17 protein-coding genes and 1 tRNA gene are annotated in these 22,137 nt (G+C 28.1%); 11 read left to right on the top strand and 7 right to left on the bottom strand.

The window, feature by feature from the left end; translation table 11 throughout:
- The first annotated feature begins 85 nt into the window (after window positions 1-85).
- The gene (locus ABXT39_RS04120) at window positions 86-1,186 is read left to right on the top strand and encodes a polysaccharide biosynthesis/export family protein (protein ID WP_415294425.1); all 1,101 of its coding nucleotides are present in this window, start codon (window positions 86-88) and stop codon (window positions 1,184-1,186) included.
- Here ABXT39_RS04120 and ABXT39_RS04115 read toward each other — a convergent pair.
- Together ABXT39_RS04115 and ABXT39_RS04110 are read right to left on the bottom strand one after the other, a co-directional pair.
- Window positions 1,183-2,550: an O-antigen ligase family protein gene (locus ABXT39_RS04115; RefSeq protein ID WP_415294423.1), complete on the bottom strand. Its 1,368-nt coding sequence runs from the start codon at window positions 2,548-2,550 to the stop codon at window positions 1,183-1,185. The genes ABXT39_RS04120 and ABXT39_RS04115 overlap by 4 nt on opposite strands.
- Window positions 2,550-7,415: a putative Ig domain-containing protein gene (locus ABXT39_RS04110; RefSeq protein WP_415294421.1), complete on the bottom strand. Its 4,866-nt coding sequence runs from the start codon at window positions 7,413-7,415 to the stop codon at window positions 2,550-2,552. The genes ABXT39_RS04115 and ABXT39_RS04110 overlap by 1 nt, the downstream gene beginning before the upstream one ends.
- Before the next feature lie 262 nt (window positions 7,416-7,677).
- Here ABXT39_RS04110 and ABXT39_RS04105 point away from each other — a divergent pair, with 262 nt between their 5' ends.
- From ABXT39_RS04105 to ABXT39_RS04075, 7 genes are all read left to right on the top strand, one after another.
- Window positions 7,678-7,857 carry a hypothetical protein gene (locus ABXT39_RS04105; protein ID WP_415294419.1) on the top strand — a complete coding sequence of 60 codons (180 nt, stop codon included), beginning with the start codon at window positions 7,678-7,680 and terminating at the stop codon, window positions 7,855-7,857.
- 140 nt (window positions 7,858-7,997) lie between these two features.
- Entirely contained in the window at window positions 7,998-10,178 is a 2,181-nt protein-coding gene (locus ABXT39_RS04100) for a GumC family protein (protein ID WP_415294417.1), read from the top strand.
- Window positions 10,179-10,219: 41 nt separating this feature from the next.
- Complete coding sequence (locus tag ABXT39_RS04095; protein ID WP_415294415.1) at window positions 10,220-11,617, top strand: exopolysaccharide biosynthesis polyprenyl glycosylphosphotransferase; 1,398 nt, start codon at window positions 10,220-10,222, stop codon at window positions 11,615-11,617.
- A gap of 6 nt (window positions 11,618-11,623) precedes the next feature.
- Window positions 11,624-12,346: a metallophosphoesterase family protein gene (locus ABXT39_RS04090; RefSeq protein WP_415294413.1), complete on the top strand. Its 723-nt coding sequence runs from the start codon at window positions 11,624-11,626 to the stop codon at window positions 12,344-12,346.
- 93 nt (window positions 12,347-12,439) lie between these two features.
- Complete coding sequence (locus tag ABXT39_RS04085; RefSeq protein WP_415294412.1) at window positions 12,440-13,438, top strand: hypothetical protein; 999 nt, start codon at window positions 12,440-12,442, stop codon at window positions 13,436-13,438.
- Window positions 13,439-13,548: 110 nt separating this feature from the next.
- Window positions 13,549-14,154 carry a hypothetical protein gene (locus tag ABXT39_RS04080; protein WP_415294410.1) on the top strand — a complete coding sequence of 202 codons (606 nt, stop codon included), beginning with the start codon at window positions 13,549-13,551 and terminating at the stop codon, window positions 14,152-14,154.
- Window positions 14,155-14,168: 14 nt separating this feature from the next.
- Window positions 14,169-15,083, top strand: coding sequence for a hypothetical protein (locus ABXT39_RS04075; protein WP_415294408.1), 915 nt, complete (start codon window positions 14,169-14,171; stop codon window positions 15,081-15,083).
- 15 nt (window positions 15,084-15,098) lie between these two features.
- Here ABXT39_RS04075 and ABXT39_RS04070 read toward each other — a convergent pair whose 3' ends face one another.
- From ABXT39_RS04070 to ABXT39_RS04050, 5 genes are all read right to left on the bottom strand, one after another.
- Window positions 15,099-15,296, bottom strand: a complete 198-nt coding sequence (locus ABXT39_RS04070) for a hypothetical protein (protein ID WP_415294406.1) — start codon at window positions 15,294-15,296, stop codon at window positions 15,099-15,101.
- 46 nt (window positions 15,297-15,342) lie between these two features.
- Window positions 15,343-15,720, bottom strand: a complete 378-nt coding sequence (locus ABXT39_RS04065; RefSeq protein ID WP_415294404.1) for a MarR family transcriptional regulator — start codon at window positions 15,718-15,720, stop codon at window positions 15,343-15,345.
- A 330-nt stretch (window positions 15,721-16,050) separates the two neighbouring features.
- On the bottom strand, window positions 16,051-17,127 hold the full coding sequence (locus ABXT39_RS04060; RefSeq protein ID WP_415294402.1) for a YeiH family protein: 1,077 nt from the start codon (window positions 17,125-17,127) through the stop codon (window positions 16,051-16,053).
- A 21-nt stretch (window positions 17,128-17,148) separates the two neighbouring features.
- Window positions 17,149-18,315, bottom strand: coding sequence for a UxaA family hydrolase (locus ABXT39_RS04055; protein WP_415294400.1), 1,167 nt, complete (start codon window positions 18,313-18,315; stop codon window positions 17,149-17,151).
- A gap of 5 nt (window positions 18,316-18,320) precedes the next feature.
- Window positions 18,321-18,605: a UxaA family hydrolase gene (locus ABXT39_RS04050; RefSeq protein WP_415276172.1), complete on the bottom strand. Its 285-nt coding sequence runs from the start codon at window positions 18,603-18,605 to the stop codon at window positions 18,321-18,323.
- A gap of 112 nt (window positions 18,606-18,717) precedes the next feature.
- On the opposite strand from ABXT39_RS04050, the gene xsc reads away from it, so the two are divergent.
- From xsc to ABXT39_RS04035, 3 genes are all read left to right on the top strand, one after another.
- Window positions 18,718-20,502, top strand: coding sequence for a sulfoacetaldehyde acetyltransferase (xsc, locus tag ABXT39_RS04045; RefSeq protein WP_415294398.1), 1,785 nt, complete (start codon window positions 18,718-18,720; stop codon window positions 20,500-20,502).
- Window positions 20,503-20,541: 39 nt separating this feature from the next.
- On the top strand, window positions 20,542-21,846 hold the full coding sequence (locus tag ABXT39_RS04040) for an NAD(P)/FAD-dependent oxidoreductase (protein WP_415294396.1): 1,305 nt from the start codon (window positions 20,542-20,544) through the stop codon (window positions 21,844-21,846).
- Between the two features lie 127 nt (window positions 21,847-21,973).
- Window positions 21,974-22,049: transfer RNA gene (locus ABXT39_RS04035), tRNA-Thr, on the top strand.
- Window positions 22,050-22,137 lie beyond the last annotated feature (88 nt).

The raw sequence follows: 22,137 nt of genomic DNA, 5'->3' as shown, positions 1-22,137 counted from the left end.
TAATAAAATTTTGTAAATAAACTTTACATAATATCGAAAATTTATTTCTTATTTTATGCTTTACTGAGTGTATGATTAGTTATTAATGACTTTACGATTAATAATAATTTTTTTAATATTTTCAGGATGTGTTAATTCTACTGGATTTAAACAAGAACCTACTAATAAAAATGCAAAAAAAATTGGTTTAGAGAGAAATGGAGTCGCATTAAAGTTTTATAATTTAAATAAAATTAATGTATCTGCGTTGCCAAGAGTAGAACAGATTAAAAAAAAAACTGATAAAAAATTAGCTGAATTAATTAAAGATAATAAATATTATTATTCACTAGGAGCTGGTGATGTTATCAATATTACAATAACAGATGTTGATGATATTAATGGCTCCTATACAATTAATCCTGTTGGAGATGTTACAATTCCTTATGCTGGTCAAGTGATGATACTAGATAAAACGAAAGAAGAGGCACAGGTATTCATTAACAATGTTTTAAAAACTTATTATCAAGAACCCGAAACTATCATTAAGATTGAGCAATACAAAAGTGCCTATGTATATATTACGGGTGCAATTAATCGACCACTATCAATTTTATTGTCAGAACAACCATTGAAATTGTTAGATGCATTAATAAAAGCTGGCTATGTAAAGGATCAAAAAAGTTATAGTAAAACTGCATTATTAAGAAGGGGTAAGGAAGTTTATGAAATCGATTTATACCAATTATTAAATTTAAATAATACAGACTTAGATGTTTATCTAAGAAAAGAAGATGTTGTACATGTTTCTGAGTCAGATACAGACCAAGCTTATGCTTTTGGTGAATTTACAACATCAGGTCCAATTGCAGTTTATAAAGATTTAACTTTAACTGAGCTATTGGCAACTAAAGGCATTAATAAAGCCACAGCTAAAACGAAATCTATCTATGTATTAAGAGAAGATTTAACAAAATTTTTACATGTAGATATTTTTACACTTAATCTTAATAACCCAGCAGCCTTTATTGCTGCAAATAATTTTTACATATTACCAAATGATATTGTATTTATTCCCCAAACAAATTTGGTTAAATGGAATAATGTTATTAGTCTTTTAACACCTTCTGAAACTCTTTTTAAAACTTACAAACCCTATATAGCTGAACAAGATGATTGGTATATTAGGAGCGCTGATTACAATTAATACGAACTGCTATTTTTAAACTTTATTAAACCTATTGATAAAATGGTTATTAGTAAAATTGATATACCTGATGTATGCATAGAAAAATCAACCAAACTTTGAATAAATAAAGTTAGTAACAACAATGATATTAATATGAATCTAGCTAACTCTTTTTTATTATTAATTCCGTCTGACAGTTTTCTAAAATAAATAATAGATATTAGAATTAATAATGAGAAACCTAAAATTCCAATTTCTCCTAACAATTCTAATCCATCATTATGTGCATGTTGGCCTATAGAATTATTAATACCATCAGGTAAGATGTAAAAATTTTTAAATAGTTGCTCAAAAGCACCAGTTCCATAGCCAAATATCCAAAAATTTTTAAATTGATCGAGTGCAAATGTATGCAAATCAAGTCTAAGTGTTTCATTAATAATTGAGGTTTCAGCATATCGTGCAATTAATTTTGCATTGCCAAAAAATATCCCAAGTATCAAAATATCAAATATTAAAATAAATATAATTACAGTAGACAATGGATTAACATATTTCTTAAAATTTATTTTTGAGTAAAAAAGAAAAGAAAATAAAACTAAAATATAGCTAAAATTTGCTGCTCTAGACCATGTTGTTAAAATACCAATACTTAAAAAAATAATAAAGATTCTTATATAAAGAATTTTACTATTTATTTGGTCAATAAAATTAAAAGTTACTGTTTTATTTTTTTGGAAAAAAATTATCATGTAATATAACCCTGAAAAAGCACACAAAAATAGGAATGTTCCAAAAACTGATCTATTTACAAACAATCCTGTACTTGCTTTTATATAATGAATTTTTTCAATTAAAAAGTTTGATGGATTGCCTATTAACATCCAGTAAGTTGCAAAAATTGCATGAAAAAAACCTAACATGCATAAAAAAAATGTAAATTTCATTAAATATTTACTTCTATTAAATAAAATAGGAAATGTTAAAAAAATTATTAAGTAACTAATGCAATTCAGTATAGAAAAATAAGAGCTACTTGGATCAATACTTAAAGACCATAACTCTTTATCAATTTTAATAGAAGAGTAGAGATCATAATTGTTAGGTGCTATAATTTCAATCCAATCTAAAGGTAATGGAATTATTTGGAAAATTAAATAACTTAAATAAATAATAAAAATTAAGAAAAAAATTCTGTTATTAAAATAATTTTTTTTAATTGCCTTCGAAATCTCATTATTTTTTAAACATATTAAAAAAAAAATAATAAAAATGATTGAGGAAAATTGAGTTAATAAAACATTAATACTTGCGTTAAAACTTATTGTTATCGCTAAAATAATACAGAATAAATTTTGTAAAGTGTTTTTATTTAAAAGCATTATAAGCAGATATTTGAAACAGGTGATATACAGTAAGCACCTCCTGCAATATCAATAGAGAAAGTCTCAGTATTTACAAGAGTTCCTGCATTAGCTGACGCAGTGACTACAAATGAATATGTAGCAGCTACAACTAGTCTTGGAGCTATACCAGAGATAGTGTTACCTGTAATTATTATGGCTGTCCCACCCCTTCCGTTCATATTTTTATTATTAGTACTTACAAATGAGTAGGTTACAGCTGATCCTTGACTGGCAATTGCTGATATTGTTTCATTAATTTCTATTCCGCTACTCACGTTTGTTAATGTTCCTGGGGCAGTAGCAAACGATAAAGTTTCACCACCAGCCGCAGCTACTATTGGAAAATTTATTGACATAGAAGTTGCGCTATTATTATCAACCCCAGTTTCTTGTACTTTAACAGTTATAGATTTTGCATCCTCTGCAGTATTAGGTGTTCCTGAAATTTCACCTGTTGAATAATCGAAATCTAAACCTGATGGTAAAGTTCCACTTGCTACACTCCATGTTGTTGTTGTTGGTTCAGCATTAAGAAAATCTCTTAAAGGGATAGTGTTTATACTAGTACCAACTTGTAAAGTTTCTGGCAGCCCAGTAACAGCATTCCATGAAACATAGGTAGGAGCTACACTAACTATTGGAAAATTTATTGACATAGAAGTTGCGCTATTATTATCAACCCCAGTTTCTTGTACTTTAACAGTTATAGATTTTGCATCCTCTGCAGTATTAGGTGTTCCTGAAATTTCACCTGTTGAATAATCGAAATCTAAACCTGATGGTAAAGTTCCACTTGCTACACTCCATGTTGTTGTTGTTGGTTCAGCATTAAGAAAATCTCTTAAAGGGATAGTGTTTATACTAGTACCAACTTGTAAAGTTTCTGGCAGCCCAGTAACAGCATTCCATGAAACATAGGTAGGAGCTACACTAACTATTGGAAAATTTATTGACATAGAAGTTGCGCTATTATTATCAACCCCAGTTTCTTGTACTTTAACAGTTATAGATTTTGCATCCTCTGCAGTATTAGGTGTTCCTGAAATTTCACCTGTTGAATAATCGAAATCTAAACCTGATGGTAAAGTTCCACTTGCTACACTCCATGTTGTTGTTGTTGGTTCAGCATTAAGAAAATCTCTTAAAGGGATAGTGTTTATACTAGTACCAACTTGTAAAGTTTCTGGCAGCCCAGTAACAGCATTCCATGAAACATAGGTAGGAGCTACACTAATCATTGGAAAATTAAGAGACGTGGTAATAGTATTATTATCAGCATCCATTGCTGTAATTGTTACATTTGCTCCAGTAGGACTAGCAAAGTTGGGTGTACCTATAATCGATGATGCTGAAATTACTAAACCATCAGGTAAACCAGATGTCGTATAAGTTATTGCTCCAACTCCTCCAGTAACATTTAAATATATTGGAGAGATAGCAGTATCTTTTGTTAAAGTTCCAGGAGCAGTTGGAGTTGTTGACCAGTATAAAGTGCCTCCACCTGCAGCTTCACTAATCATTGGAAAATTAAGAGACGTGGTAATAGTATTATTATCAGCATCCATTGCTGTAATTGTTACATTTGCTCCAGTAGGACTAGCAAAGTTGGGTGTACCTATAATCGATGATGCTGAAATTACTAAACCATCAGGTAAACCAGATGTCGTATAAGTTATTGCTCCAACTCCTCCAGTAACATTTAAATATATTGGAGAGATAGCAGTATCTTTTGTTAAAGTTCCAGGAGCAGTTGGAGTTGTTGACCAGTATAAAGTGCCTCCACCTGCAGCTTGATTATTACCTCCACTAATATCTTCTGTAATTGAAAAACTTAAACTTGCTGATGCAAAACTAGTGGTATCTATTTTATCATAAGCTGTAATAGTTGAAGTCCAATCTCCTGATGATGTAGGTGTTCCAAAAATTAGACCACTTGTATAATCGAAAGATAGTCCATCAGGTAAATCTGAAGCCGAATAGGTTACTCCATTAAGTGAAGTAGCTTTTCCAGTTATACTAATATAGGTGTTTGTTGAATATGCGCCAGAAGTTGCTGGATAAGTTTCCCAAGATATAGTGCCTGCCTCAGTACTTGTGTTATCTGTAGTTGTTATAGTAGCAGTAGTACTGTTAGTATAATTTTCTGTATTAGAAATGTTTGTAAGTAGTGAAGCCGCAGTCATAGAGGCAGAGCTTACGTCTTGAGCCATATTTTCATAAAGGCTTTGATTTGATGAAGCCATAGCAACTATTGCTTCTGCCCCAGTTGTACTATTAGAAAGAGTTGTAAAAACATTGCTAGTCATAGACTGATCTTTGTTAGTAGATATTTTAGTAAAAACTGCCTCATTCATTTTTTCGTTTCCAGAAGAAGATATAATATTAGCAACAGCATCAGAGTCGTTTGATGTTACATTTGTTAAAGCTGTGTTTACCATATTACTAGCTAAATCTTCTTGATCTTCAAACAAATCATCAACAGTCTCTGATTCCATATTGCTTAAGTTATTTAATAAGCTTAGTGTTAAATTTGTATCTTGACTTCCTTCACTTGCGCTCTGTTCATACATAACTGTTTCAAATATTAAAGATGCAGTTTCTGCATCACCTGAAGAGGCCATCTTTGCCATTGTAGTCATGGTAGCCTCATCTGCATTTGTCAGCATTTCAGTAAAAATACTTGTTTTAAATTGGTCTGCAGCCACATCAGTAAAAGTTTCTTCAAAGTTATCTTGTCCTTGTTGTTTAGCTAATTGTCTAACTCTTTTTTTTTCTGCTTTTGCTAAAATTTTTGCTGCTTTTCTTGCTGCTTTTCTTGCTGCTTTTTTTTCTATTTTTTTTTGTTGTCTTAATTCTTTTTTTTCTTCCTTAGTTAATTTAATTATTGCTCCAGTAATTTGATTATTATTTTCTAGAGCACCATCAATTGCTCCATCAGGAATTTGATTGTTAATTTCTAAAAAAGCACTAGGGGTAACATTTTGAGAAATTGTATTTGTTTTAATATGATCAAAAACATCAAAGCTTTCTTCAGCAAAATTATCCATTAATGCAACTAATGCTTCAGGATTACTTTCTACTATGTTTTCCATCATAAACTGAGTATTTCCACCACTAGTATTCATCATTATGTCACCAGCAATTTCTGCGGCTGTTCCTTCACTATTTTTCATAATTTCTGTAAACATTTCATTTTTTAATCTGTTTATATATTGATCTTGGTCTGCATAATTTTCAGTAGGATCGGGTAATATATTGGTTTCTGTTGTAAAATTAGCAGGATCTTGAAATGTAGTTTGAGGATTTTGTGTTTTTGCAGTTTCAATATGATCAAATATATCAAAATCTTGACTTGATAGATCGTCATAAACATCGGCTACCATTTCTGGGTTGTATTGAATCATAGTTTCCATTAAAAAAGCACTATCTTCAGCGGGGTTTTTTTGCATCATTGCTGATATGTTTTCAACGTCATCATCTGTTGCATTTTGAAAAGCATTAGTAGCTAGTGTATTCATTACATCTTTTTGGTTTTTAAATAATGCTCCATTATTTTCTTGCTGTATGTCATTATAATTTGTCATTATTTTCATTGATAAATTTGCATCTGGATCTGTACTAGCAAAATTTGTAATTTCATTAACGAGATATGAATTCATAGTACTATCGCTTACGGACATTACTTGTGCCAAAGTAGCTGCCGAAAAATCACTTTGATCATTCATCATGCCAGAAACAAGAGTGGCTCTAATATCCTCAAAATTTACATCACCACTTCTATAAGCCATATTTCCATTTTCACTTTCTGCACTACTAATATGTGAGAATACATCAAAACCATCTTTAGAAACTTCACTCATCATCAGTGATGCATTGGCAGGATCGTTTTCCATCATTCCTTGCATTAGCTGTATAGACTGACTTGGGTCTGAATACCTAATCATATCTGACATGAGACCAATATCATCACCATCAGACATTTCCATGTAGTATCCCATTCTAGTTCCTTTAAATTCAAATAATTGCGCTTTATAAAAATCCATATCATTTGCATCTGTAATTCCATCACCATTAGCATCAGGGATCGTTCCTGCAGCAAGTTGTTTTGCAACTGCTCGATTAATATCTTCTTCAGTTTCAGTTTGAGCATCAACAGTAACTTCTTTTATGAAGTCTTTTATTTGACTCGTTTCTTCTTCACTCAAAGTAGTTTGTTGAATTGCATTGTTACCAGATAGAGAAATACCTGTGGATGGATTAGTGATTGTGGTAGTTTGATCACCAACTGTTACACTTAATGTTCCTACTTTTCCTAATGAATCTTTAACAAGAGATATTTGCTTTTCTTCACCAGAATTAAAACCACTAACCAAAGTTCCATTGAGACCAATTTCCATCTCAGAAAGATTAATTTTCATATTACCATTTTTATTTTTAGCAATTGTTCCAGACTCAAAAGTAAAATTACCCTTATCTATTAATAGTGTAAATTTTGGGTTTTGAGATAAATTATCAAATTCTTTTATAATAAAACTACCTTCATTATTTAAAGTAAGAATTGAATTATCTAAAAATGATATTGAAACATTAGCATTTGAACTTAAGGTAATCTCATTGCCTACAAAAACTTGATCAAACTCATTTAATTTAATTTTTTTTCCATCAGCACTCTTAAATACCCCTCCCTTTAAAGATTCAATAAAGCCAACAAATTTTTCTTCTGCATAAATATTAGTAGCAAAAAGTAGAATTGATAAAGTTAATAGTAAATTTATTTTTTTTACTATTAATCCAAAAATTTTCTTGGTAAGATTTTTTGTGTTTTTTATAAATAAATACATCAACAAAATACTAATTTTTAGCCTTATTTTCCTTGTTTTTTATAACATTTTCTCAATTCTAATAATTTCCTTTAGTCCAAAATTCGATGGTTCTTTAGTTAAATCCATAAATTACCTACCATACAAGTATTCAATCTTTTTTAAAAAACCTTTAAAGTTTTCAAAAAAATCTCTTCAGGTTAATAACCCAAATAGTAAAAAGCTTTATCAGCTTTTAAAGGCAACTGAGAGAAAATCATTGTTAGACTATACTTATTGGGAGATGAAAACGCTATATCAAATTACCAATAAAGATTTGAGGAGTGATTTTGAGAATGATTTTATTAATTATGCGATACTTTCAAAAAATAATGAAATTAAAAAAAAATCAATTAAGCTTTTCTATTTGCGAAACATACCAAGGTTCAACAAAGAAGTTGGTAAAATTATTTTATATAATTAATTTAACTAAATCCAAATATAGTGCTTTTAAAAACTTAATTACTAATTGTAGCAAGATTTTTTAAAACAACTTGTAAGTGTATTTTATTTAAGTATTGATTCTTTTATGGAGCATTACTTTTTTTAAGTAAGATATATTAAATGGAAAACAATACTTTATTAAATAAGTTAGAGAGTATTAATGAGCAATTAAATTTAACTCATTATTGGATAATTCTTTTAAAATATAAAAGAATATTAATATTAGCTCCAAGTCTTTTTTGTCTACTGGGTTTTTTTATTGCTTTAAATATTAACCCAATATTTCAAAGTCAAGCAACACTTGTAATTGAGGAATCGACAAAAAATATTGTAAATATAGAGGAAGTATACAGTGGTGATACAAGAGGTATGCGTAATCTTAATTATATTAATAATCAAATTCAAATTTTAGAAAGTGATGAAGTTATAGGAACAATAATATTACAAGAAGAAGTTGTAACCAAAATAGAAAAATTACTTGGTAAAATACCCAAAAATTTTTTATTAACTAAAAAATTTAATATTTCAAATTTATTTTCTCAAGATGAATTAATAGACGAACCTAAGATTAATATTAAAAAATATATACTGGATAATTTAACAGTTACACAGATAAGAAATAGTGATGTAGTAAATATTACTATTAAATCTGGTAATGCAGAATTAGCCAAATTTTTATTAGAACAATTAGTTGATGCTTACTTAAAATATGATGTTGATACTAAAATTAAAGTAACAAATTATGCCAATAAACAGATTAACGTAAGGCTTTCAAAACTTTTAGAACAAATGGAAATTGCTGAACAAAAATTATTGAAATATAAAAAAGTAAATAATTTGATTGATATTGGTGATATTAAAGATTTAAAAATAGACCAAATTAAATCTGTTTCAAAAAGAATTATAGAGGTTAATAGAGAGCTTCAAAAAAAACAAAATGATCTAATCGCTATTAAACTAGCCGAAGGAAATGTTGATGAATTGCTAGCAATCGCTGACTTGAGAAGCAAGAAAGAAGTTGATGCAATTAGAACAAATATTAATGCAACCAATAATAGTATTGAAGCGCTACAAATAATTTATACAAATGAACATCCAAAAGTTAAAAAATCCTTAAAAACAAAAGAAAACCTTGAGAATAGGCTTGTTGAAATTTTAGATGAAAATATAGCTGCTGCAGCATTTGAATTAGCAAATCTGCAAGGTTTTATTAACTCAAGTGAAGATGAACTTGAATTGGCAAAATTTGATTTACAAGAACTAGAAGAAAAAGATGTTGCTTTGCAACAATATGTTCGTGATGTTGAAACAAATAATAGGATTTATGAAACATTTTTACAAAGAATGAAGGAAACAAACGAAGTTAAGGAACTTCAGTCTTCAAATGTTAGAATAATCCAAAGTGCACTTTTACCACTTAAACCTATATCCCCAAATATTTTAAAAATAACACTTTCATTTTATTTAATTTCATTTGGATTAATCTTTTTTATTTTAATTTATTTCGAATTTAATAGTAATACTGTTGTTGAACCTTCACATTTAGAGAGTTTAAATATTCCAATTTTAGCAACACTTCCTAGTGTTAAAAATATAGGCAAAGGTTATCATTTGTCTCAAATATTTTTAGAAGATATAGATTCAGAATTTTCAGAGTCCATACGTACCTTAAGAACATTAATGGTAGCTAAATTCAAAAAAAATAAATCAATACTATTAACTTCCACATATTCAGGAGAGGGGAAAACTACCATTTCTTTAAATACAGCTTTAGCTTTTTCAAAAATTGGAAAAGTTATCTTAATTGAAACTGATATTAGAAGACCCTCTGTGCTAAATATTACAAGTAGAGCCGATGAAATTAAAAAACCTGGTTTTAGTGATATTTTACAAGGAGATATTAATTTTAGCGAAATAATAACCAAACTACCTGGTTCAGACGTTGATTTAATGACGTCAGGAACAAGAAGATCGGACTTGACTGATTTAACTACGCCAATAAAATTAAAAGAATTTTTTGATCGATTAAAAGAAATATATGACTATGTAATTTTAGATACACCTCCAATTCAGCCAGTTTCGGATACTTTATTTATATCACAAGCTACTGATCATAATGTGCTTATTGCAAGATCTAATGTTACCAAAGTCGCTGGAATTAAATCTGCGCTAAAAAAAATAAAAAATGTAAATGTTAAAATAGATGGTTTAATATTTAATGATCTTGATACATCAAAGGCTAGTTATTATGGTTATTATCAATATGGTGGTTATTATAACAAATATAAAAGTTATAGTTAGTTTATATAATTTTTACATAAAACTGAAAATAGTCGTTCAAAATGCTGATTGAAAAAATATTTCAAAGAGATGATAAATTTTTTTTAATAATTTATCGTTTATTTTTAGCACTTATACTTTATTTAAGCTCAAGTCTTTCTTACTTCCTAAGAAATAAAACCTGGGTATTACCTGAAAGATATATAGAAGCCACTGTAATAATCTCATTAATTTTTATTGTATTGTCACTTTTTAAGTCTAAAGAAAATAGATTTAAAAGAGGAATAGCTCAATGGTTTAGGGTTGAGCTTATGGTACTTACCCAAACATTTATAATAGCTATTATGATCACAGTAATGTTAAAAATAAGTGATAATTATTCCCGTTTATGGCTATTTAGCAATATAGCAATATCCTATTTTTTATTTTTATTTTTTAAGGTTTTTTTTGATTATGTTTACTCTCAATTAATAAAGTCAAATTTAATACAAAGAAACGTTCTTTTAATAGGTGATGCCATTGCTTGTCAGAATATTATTCATAATTTTCCAAAAAAAGTAAGTAATTCAGTTATTAAATGCATAATAGCAATCGATCAAACAGATAGTAAAGATTTAAATTTTTACGGAGTTCCCAGCTTTAAACTAAATGATGATTATGATTATATATTAAATCATCATTATATTGGACAAATATGGATAGTTTCTTCAGAAAAAACTCAATCGTATATAGAAAATTTAATTGATAAATTTTTAAATTACTCAGTTGATTGCCGTTTAATTTTACCTGAATCAAAATTTAAATTCGTTGAAGGTTTGGATAATGAGGCTGGATTTGACTTTTACAATGTCTCATTTTCACCATTTTATGGAACAAGTTTTTTTATAAAAAATTTACTTGATAAATTTTTATCTTTATTTTTTTTATTAATTACCCTGCCAATCATCATATTTTTTTCACTCTGTATTTTATTTGAAAATGGTTTTCCTATTTTTTTTAAACAAAAAAGAACTGGTTGGGATGGTAAATCATTTAATATTTTTAAACTTCGGTCTTTATACAAACACAAATCTGCCTCAGATTCACAACAGGTGACAAGTGGTGATAAACGAGTTTTAAAAATTGGTAAGATTATTAGAAGACTAAGTGTTGATGAATTGCCTCAATTTTATAATGTTATCAAAGGAGATATGTCAATAGTTGGGCCAAGACCTCATATGCTTGATCATACAAAATATTACTCAAAAGAGGTAAACAATTTTATGCAAAGACATAAATGTTTACCAGGAATCACTGGTTGGGCACAAGTGCATGGTGCAAGAGGGCCCACCACAGAAAAAGGATCGATGGATAAACGTGTTCAACATGATTTATATTATATAAAAAATTGGAACCTAATGTTAGATTTTTATATTTTAATTAAAACTGTCTTTGTAGTGTTATTTCAAAAAGTAGATTAAATAAACATGAAAATATATGCGATAGGTGATATACATGGCTGCCTAAGAGAATTAACTTTCCTTCATGAAAAAATCTTCACTAATGATAAATTTAAAATAAAAGATGATTTAATAATTTATTTAGGTGATTATATTGACAGAGGTTTAAAGTCAAAACAAGTCATAGATCAAATCATTAAATTAAAAAGTAATAATATAAAAACAATACATTTGATGGGTAACCATGAAGAGTTTTTGGTAGATTTTTTATTCAAGAAAATTAACAATATAAAAAAATGGTTGCAATTTGGAGCAGATCAAACCTTTAAAAGTTATGATATTGAAATAGTTGATTTTATAAAAGATGGTTTCGATGATGAAATTATTGATAGATTAAGAAATACATTTTTAGAAAAAATGAGTGATGAGCATATAAATTTTTTTAATAATTTAGAGGAATCGTTTTCAACTAAAAAATATCTATTTGCACATGCTGGAGTAGATCCCATGAAAAATCTATCTGAACAAACAAGGAAAGATTATTTGTGGTCAAGATCTCCTGAATTTTTTGATAAAAGTTTTAAAGCCAAAAAAATTATTATTCATGGTCACACACCTGTAGAAAATATCACAAATCATCCATATAGAATAAATATTGACACTGGCTGTTTTTTTTCAGGTAAATTAACTAGTGTATGTTTAAGTGATGATGTGGAAAGTCGTCTGTTTATAAGTAATTTACAGAAATAAAGTTTGTAAAAATTATTAATAAGATTTCATTATCTATTAGTGCAACCAATAAGTGAATAAAATAAATTTTATGAAAATAAATCATAAATTTTTATGAATATTTATTCAATACAAGAAATAGTAAAAGCTACTAACGATTTCTTAAAACCAAAAACTAAAACTATTATTAAAAAAAATATTGATAATAATCATAAAAGACTATTACAAAATAAAAAAAAAGATATTAACTCTCAAATAAAACAATCTAATTTATTAGAAGAGGATCTATTAATTAATAACAAAATAAATAGGATTAACTATAAAATAAATATTAAACCCATTGTTAAAGATCATATGGTAAATGAGCTTTATTTATATTTTACAAAAAAGATTAAGAAAAATACACTTAAGTTAATTATTGAAGAACAATTAGAAATTAAAAATTTAAAAAATAAAATTAATTTTTTAAAACAAAATGAAAATAAATTAAAAGATGATTATCAAATACTTAAAAATAATTACGAATTAGTTTTAAAAGACAATCATATATTAAAAATTACCAGTAACTCTTTTGAAAATAAATTGAATCAATTTACCATTAATAAAGATCAATTAAATATTGAAAATATTGAATTAAAAAATAATATAAACAACATCAAATTAAAACTTGATGAGTCAATATTACAAAACAGGTCTTTTGAAATTAATAATGCTGAAATAAAAAATACTATATCTAGATATATTGTTAATAATAAAAAATTACAGGAGAAAATAAATTTAATTGAAAATTCTAAAAACTTAAAGTCAGAAGATGAAACAAAAAAAATAAAATTTTATCAAAATGAAAATGTTAGATTGTCTAGTGAATTATTAAATACACAAAAAAATAACAACAAAATTAAAGAAAATTTAAATGACATCAAAATAGAAAAAGAAAAAATATCCAATAAAATTAAAGAATTAAATATATCTATAGAAGATAAAACAAACATTATTCCATCATCTTTTGTTAAAATATTTCCTGACGAAGTTAAAAAAGACATAAATAAATTAAATAATACGGAACAAAAAAGTTTAGATGAGGTAATTAATAGAATTTTTGCTAAAATTTAAAATTATTTACTAATACTAGTTATTAACATTATTATCTAAAAATAATTTATAAAATTTATTTATATTCATAATTATTGACTCATAATTTCTAACAAGTTAAATTTTTAATTATGATATTGGAATGTAAAAATTGTAAAAAAAATCTTACTTTTATTGAAGACGATATTAGTTTAGAAGGTCAGCTAATTACCTGTGAATATTGCAATGAAAATTGGACTTATAATTCAATGACTCTTTATCTTGAAAATAAATTGACTGAATTAGATCTAGATCTCAATAACCAAGAAATAAAAATAAATGAATTAAATACCAAACATAACGAAAAAATTCACGAGTTAGAAAAAGAATTAGATTTAAAAAAAGAAGAATTAAATAAACAAAAGTTATTAGAAGAAAGAATTAGTTTATTTGAAAAACGCGTTACTGATACAGAGAAGCTCAATATAGTCCAAGCTAATTTAGAAATTCAAATTGCTCAAATGGAAAATGAAGTTAAGAAAACCTCAGAAAATATTTTAAATAAAAATGAAACTATTGAAAAAAAAACAAATTTTTTAAAGATGAAAATACAACCCTATATAAATGAAACAAAAAACAATGAATCAATCAGGGTAAATGATAAACATACTGATGTAGTAAATTTTCAAAGTTATGAAAAGGATGAAAAAAATAAGAAAAAGCGAAGTTTTTTTTGGAGAAGTAACAAAATAGATTAATTATTTTAGATGACATGAATGAAGATGATAACAATTCTTTTAATTCCCATATTCCTTTAATCTTAGATAATGAAGTAAATTCATCTTTAAATACCAATCATGAAATATTGAGGATTAACCAACTTATTAAGATCAAATATTTAACTAATAAAAAAGTTTTACCCTTAAAAGAAAAATCTCATTTTGATAATGATTTTATTTCAATTAAAAATATAACAAATAAAATTAATGATTATATTAATGAAAAAACAATATCAATTAATAATTCTATTAATGCTCAAGAAAATGAACTCAAGTTATTGTATCAAGAAAAAAATTTATTAGACCAAAATAAAATACAGTCTAATATTATTAACCATCAACAAATACTTTTAAATAATTATAAAAAAAATACAAATGATCTTAAATTAAATTCAAATAAGATTAAAAAAAAATTACAAGAAACTATCCATTTGAATAGAACTTTAGAAATAAATAATAACGAGTTAAAAAACTCTATAAGTCGATATATTTCTAATAATAGAAAGCTACAAGATACTATTAACAAATTAAAACTAGATTATACAAAACCACTGTTAACTATTGAACAAACAGAGGAATTAAATAATAAAGTAAAATTTTATCAAGAAGAAAACATAAGACTATCAGATGAATTAATTTCTCTACAAAATAGTTATACTAAAATTAAAAATAATTTTACTGAATTAGAATTACAAAAAAATAATATTTATAAGCAAATCCAAGAATTAAATAATTCTTTAATCAATGATAATGTATTGGAGGCTCCTTTTATAAAAGAAAATGTAAAAGATGATTATATTACTACCAAAACAATTGATGAAGTTTCTAATAATAACATTCAAGAAGATAAAAATACATCTAAAATAAAGAAAGATTTAGATGGTGAGATTAATAATATTTTTAATTAATTTTTTGTATTAATTTTAATTGTGGCTCTCTAAAACCTTACATTCCTGCCCAGTTTTTAATATTGTAAAGTACATAAATGCTGTCTCAACTTCTTCAAATCTTAAATTTTGAAAACAATTTGTTTTAGCGTATTTATAATGATGACTATAATCAAATTCACACTCTCCACCTGAGCAATTTGCAGTTGCCGCATTTACTTTAGTAATTGTCAAAAAGATAATAATTAGTAACGTTATAGATTTTTTAATAGTCAAAAAATTATGAAATTTCCAATGAGCCAATTCTTTTGCACCATGCGTTAAATTCTTCTATAGTTATGATTTCTGGCTCTATTATCCAAGATCTATTGTCATTTTCATTGAGAGTAAATTTTAAAAATCCTTTTTCTTTAGCATTCTCTAATATTAACCTTAATGAAGGTTTTGAAATTCTGGTATTGGATGCAAGTTCTCTAGCAATATCTTCAATGTTTATTTTTTCTTTATTAGCATACGAATGCATAATAAATAACCAAATTATCATTGTTGTTAAGTCTTTTCTAAAAAATTTTATTGAAGTATTACCTTTGTTAACTTCTATTAAATCATGAAGAAGTGATGCACATATAGTCTTTGAATGATCTTCTAATATACTCACTTTTTTAGTGTATAATAAAATAAGGTATTTAAATATATAAATCATTATTAACCAATATTAAATTTCTATCTCTTTAGAGCTGTAAAATTATCATTAATAAACTACTTACAAGTACTACAAATTATTATATATAAATTATTTATGTATTATTTTTCCATAATTTACAAATCAGTAACACCAATATTAAAAAAACTAACAATTATCTATTTATGGTTTTTATTTTTGCCAGTGGCGTATTTATTGAAAATATTAAACTTCTTCTTTTTTTCTATCAAAAATTTACTTTTAGCACTTAATAAGCAAATTAGTAGATTCTAAATCTTTTCAAACTTATAAAAATAATTTAGTAAAAGTTTGCATTGCAATAATACTTACTAAACCAACAGTTACCATTGCAACCAACCCAACAATGAAGGGTTTATAACCCATTGATTTTAGGTCTTTTAAATTAGTAGACAAACCAACAGCAGCCATTGCCATACTTAAGAAAACTTTAGCTGAATCTTTAATAGTTGTTACTGAGTGTTGCCATAAGATTTGTGAATTTTCAGTTAAAAATACCTGGTCTCCAATATTTCTGAATATAATCATTCCAATAAACCCTAAGACAAAATATGGGAAAATATCTAATATGGAATAATTATTTTTCTTTGTTTTATTTCTGTTAAATAAATATGCAAATAGAGGAATCATTATAATCAAAAAAGTATTTCGTATCAATTTAGTTACAGTCGCAACATTTAAGGTTTCAGGACTATTAAATTGTTGATCATAAATTAATCCTGCAGCTGCTACTTGTGAAGTTTCATGAATAGCCGTACCTAAAAAAAGCCCCACATACATAGGATCTCCATTAAAATAAATATTTGCAAAATAGGGGTAAATTAACATTGAGATAATTCCAAATACAGTAATGTTTGCTATAGCGTAAGCAACCTCACCTTTGTTTGCTTTAATTATTGGAGCTGTTGCCATAATAGCAGTTGTTCCACAAACTGTACTACCAATAGAAATCAAGTAGGCCATTTTTGTAGAAATTTTTAATTTTTTAATAAGTAATTTAATTACAACTAATACACTTATGATACAGACAATAATTAATGGAATAGCAACTGTACCAAATTTTAAAAATTCAAATGGTTTTAGCTGAATGCCAAGGCAAATTATTCCAAGTTTTAAAATATATTTTTGAGTAAAATCTAAACCAAGTAAAAAGCCTTCTCTCATTTTAAATATGTTTCCAAGAATAATTCCCATCAAGATAGCAATCATAGCTGTAGATATTGGGCTCTTAGCATAACCTAATATCTCAATACCAATAATATTATTTAAACCTTGTGATAAAGTGTAGAGAACAAAAGCTAAAATAATACCTGGTACAACAACCAAGTATTTTTTAAATATCATTAATTAATATTAGATGAATTTTTAAGCACTTCTATAAAGCTTAGTCATAACAAACTCTTTATGACCTAAAGCTTCAGCACAAGTTAATCTGCCATTTGCTACCCTAATCATAGATTTTATTAACTCATCACCTGCTTCAGACATAGTCATCTCACGTGATAGTATTTTTGATACATCACAATCAATATGCTCACCCATACCTTTTACAGTTAGTGGGTTGGCAGTTAACTTAACAACAGGTTCTATGGGGTTACCCACGATATTACCTTGACCTGTTGGGAATAAGTGAATGTTAAATCCAGCTGCTGCTTGAAGTGTAATACATTCCGCTGCAGCAGATGAAGTGTCCATAAAGTATAATCCTTTTCCTTTAGTAGGCTCTTCAGCTGGTTCTAAAACATCAATAAATTTACAATTTCCAATTTTTTGGAAGTTTCCAAATGCTTTTTCTTCAATTGTAGTCAAGCCACCTGCAATATTTCCTGCTGTGGGTTGGCTTTCTGAAAGGTCATCTGTTGCTTCTTTTAAAATGAAATCATTATAATCACTCCATGTTTTCATGAATTTTTCAGAAGCTTCAGGGGTGGCACCTCGTGTAGCACAAACTTTTTCAGCACCAGTTAACTCTGACGTTTCACCAAAACATAAATGAACTCCTAATGGCTCTAATTTATCCATTAAGTTTCCAACTGTTGGGTTAGCAGCAAGACCTGATGTTGTGTCAGATTCACCACATTTAACTGAAATCCATAAATCACTTAAAGGACATTCTTCTCTTTGTTTTTCAGAAGCCCACATTGCAAATTCCTGAGCTTTTTTAGAAGCCTTCATAATTGTTCCAATGTCACCAGTTCTTTCAATATGAAATCCCTCAACTGGTTTTCCAGTTTTAGCAATTTCATCAACAATTCTTTTTGTCCATTTAGGCTCAATTCCGATAACAATTACAGCAGCAACGTTAGGGTTTTTTCCAGTCCCAATCATCGTTCTAAAATGTAGATCTAAGTCAGCACCAAATTGAAGTCTTCCATAAGAGTGAGGAAGGGCCATTGTACCTTTAATATTATTTGCTACAGCTTCAGCACAAGCATTTGAGATATCATCTACAGGTAAGATGATTACGTGGTTTCTAGTACCAACTCTGCCATTTTCTCTTTTATAACCTAAAAAACTTTTTGGAATTTCCATATTTTTTACCACTTCTTGGTTTTTACATTGTGAACATGAACATGTTCACCTTTTTTGATTGATTTAACTACTTTTCCAATATCATGACCATATTTTAAAATAGTATCACCCTCATTAAGGTCAACCATTGCAATTTTATGTCCTAATTGAATTTCATCTACTGATTGAATTTGAATTGTTTTATCATTCTCCATAATCCAGCATGCGCAATCTTGTTTTGGAGTGATTTTATCAATAACAACTACCCCTACGTTGTCCTTTTCGTCATGTATAATAATATCTGTAGCCATAATTGTGTCGATTTGTTTGTTTGAAATTTTTTAATTCTTATATATTAATCTTTAAAATTAACAATTTATTTATAGATTTTTTTAACAACTTAAGCAGAAAGGCCTAATTATTATGACTAAAATGACAACAGAAGAAGCTTTTGTAAAAGTTTTACAAATGCATGGAATTGAACACGCATTCGGAATTATTGGTTCAGCCTTTATGCCTATTTCAGATATCTTTCCTGATGCTGGAATTACCTTTTGGGACGTTGCTCATGAAACAAACGGTGGATTAATTGCTGATGGTTACACAAGATCTACTGGTAAAATGTCAATGGTCATTGCTCAAAACGGTCCTGGAATTACAGGTCTTGTTACGCCAATTAAAACTGCATACTGGAACCACACACCACTATTGTTAGTAACACCTCAAGCTGCCAATAAAACTATGGGTCAGGGTGGATTTCAAGAAGTAGAACAAATGAATTTATTTAAAGACATGGTTTGCTACCAAGAAGAGGTTAGAGACGCTTCAAGAATGGCAGAAGTGTTAAATAGAGTAATTGAAAAAGCGATTAGAGGATCAGCTCCTGCACAAATAAATGTTCCAAGAGATTATTGGACACAAGTAATTGATATTGATCTTCCTCCAATTGTTAGACTTGAGAGACAAGCAGGTGGAGTTGATGCAATTAAAAAAGCAGCTGACTTATTATCAAACGCTAAGTTTCCAGTAATATTATCTGGTGCGGGTGTTGTAATTGGTGGAGCAATTGAAGATTGTAAAAAATTAGCTGAAAAACTAGATGCCCCAGTTTGCTCAGGGTATCAGCATAATGATAGTTTCCCGGGAAGTCATCCACTAGCTGCTGGACCTTTAGGATACAATGGATCAAAAGCTGGAATGGAACTAATTAAAAAAGCTGACGTTGTTCTTGCACTCGGTACAAGATTAAATCCTTTCTCAACATTACCTGGTTATGGAATGGATTACTGGCCTAAAGATGCAAGTATTATTCAAGTTGATATGAATTCAGATAGAATTGGTTTAACTAAAAAAGTATCTGTTGGTATTTGTGGTGATGCAAAATTAGTATCTCAGCAAATTTTAGCTCAACTTTCACCAACAGCAGGTGACGTAAATAGAGAAGAGAGAAAAAATACAATTCACCAAACTAAATCTGCTTGGTTACAAGAGTTATCAAGTTTAGATCATGAAGATGATGATGAAGGTACAGTTTGGAATGCAGAAGCTAGAAAAAGAGATGCAGACAGAATGTCTCCTAGAGAAGCATGGAGAGGAATTCAAGCAGGAATGCCTGATGATGTTATTATATCAAGCGACATTGGAAATAACTGTGCAATTGGCAATGCTTATCCTACATTTGAAAAAGGTAGAAAATATTTAGCACCAGGATTATTTGGTCCTTGTGGCTATGGTTTTCCAGCAATTCTTGGAGCAAAAATTGGATGTCCTGATACACCGGTAGTTGGTTTTGCAGGTGACGGTGCATTTGGTATTAGCATGAATGAAATGAGCTCAGTAGCAAGACCAGAATGGCCAGCAATTTCAATGGTAATTTTTAGAAACTACCAATGGGGTGCCGAAAAAAGAAATACTACTTTATGGTTTGACGATAATTTTGTTGGAACAGAGCTTGATCCAGAATTAAGTTATGCAAAAGTTGCTGATGCTTGTGGTTTAAAAGGCGTTACCGTTCGAACCATGGAAGAAACTACAGCTGCTATCAAGCAATCATGTGAAGATCAAAAGAAAGGAATTACAACGTTTATTGAAGTAATTCTTAACCAAGAACTGGGAGAGCCTTTCAGAAGAGATGCTATGAAAAGACCAGTTAAAGTTGCAGGGATCAATAAAGAAGACATGATCAAGCAACCTTCTTTGGTATCTTAATATCTTTTAAAAATTTCTTATCTGTCATAATCTAACTACATGAATGTAGTTAATGATACTAGTTGTAGTTGGATTAATGAGCTTGGTAGAAGATCTAATATAATAACTTTAGATAGAGATAAATCCTGCGACTGGTTAATAATAGGTGCTGGCTTTACAGGTTTATCTGCTGCTAGAAAATTATCAGAACTTCACCCAAATCAAAAAATTATTATTGTTGATGCACAATTAGCAGGCGAGGGTGCAAGTGGAAGGAACTCAGGATATTTAGTTGATACTACTCTTAATGACGGTTTTACCTCCAATAAAGAACTTTCTAATTATAAGAAGAAGACAGACATTTATAAATTAGGAATTAATGCTGTAAAAAAGTTTATTAAAGAGCACCAAGTAGATTGTGATTGGAATGAAAGTGGAAAATATTTTGCCTCATCCAATGAAAAAGATAGAAAGATATTAGAAAATTTTAGCAAAACTTTATTAAAGCTAAACTTCGAGCATAATATCTTAGAAAAAGATGAATTAGGTAAAAGATTAGGTACAAATTTTTATAACCTAGCACTTTATACTAAAGGAGGTATTTTATTACATCCAGGAAAACTTGTAAGAGCAATGGTTGACATTTTGCCAGATAATGTTGAGCTATTAGAAAATACTCAATTAAATGAATGGTCAAAAAATAGCGATACAATTATTTGTAAATTTAATAATCATAAAATAATTACTAAAAAGATTATTTTTTGTACTAATGGTTTTTTAAAATCACTTAGTATAAAAAATAATTATAATTTCCCCTTAACTTTAACTGCAAGCATGACAAGACCATTAACTGATACAGAATATAAATCGATTGGTGGGGTTAAAGAGTGGGGTGTGCTACCTGTTAGACCAATGGGTGCAACTATTAGAATGACAAAAGATAAAAGAATTTTGATAAGAAACACAGCAGAAGTACATAGTCCTTTTAAAATGTCTAAATCAGATTTAGATAAAAGATCTTTAAATCAAAAACTTGGAATTAAAAAAAGATTTCCAAGTCTAGCAAATAATATTATAGAATCTAGTTGGTCTGGAATTGTATCTAGAACAAGAAATAGCTCACAAATTTTCGAAAAAATTGATAATAATGTCTTTGTAGCAGGTTGTTATAATGGTTCTGGAATTGGTGTTGGGACTTTATTTGGAGAACAGATAGCTATTAAAGCAAGTAATAATAATACAAAAGAAATTGAAATAATAGAAAGTAAAATTAAGCCAACTTGGCTACCTCCTCAACCATTTTTAGATATTGGAATTAAATCTAGATTGATTTATGAGCGTTTGAGAGCAATAGCTGATATTTAAATTAATTCTTTAATTAAAATTTACTTTAGAGATAAATTTTTTTTTTTTAATTTGTGATTAATAAACCTTAATATTTTGGATTGATTTAATTGTACTTTTAAACTAGAAACTGAAGAGTATATATAAAGCCCTTGTAGCTCAGCTGGTAGAGCAATTGATTTGTAATCAATAGGTCCGCGGTTCGACTCCGTGCGGGGGCACCATCAATCAATAAAATCAACACTAATTATTTTTGCAAAGTTACAGTTTAACTAATTTTTAGCATTAGGTTAGGTCAAAGTGTGGACAGAT

Source organism: Candidatus Pelagibacter sp. Uisw_113 (assembly GCF_047717815.1).
Taxonomy (GTDB): domain Bacteria; phylum Pseudomonadota; class Alphaproteobacteria; order Pelagibacterales; family Pelagibacteraceae; genus Pelagibacter.
This window is presented reverse-complemented; position numbering and strand designations above follow the sequence as displayed.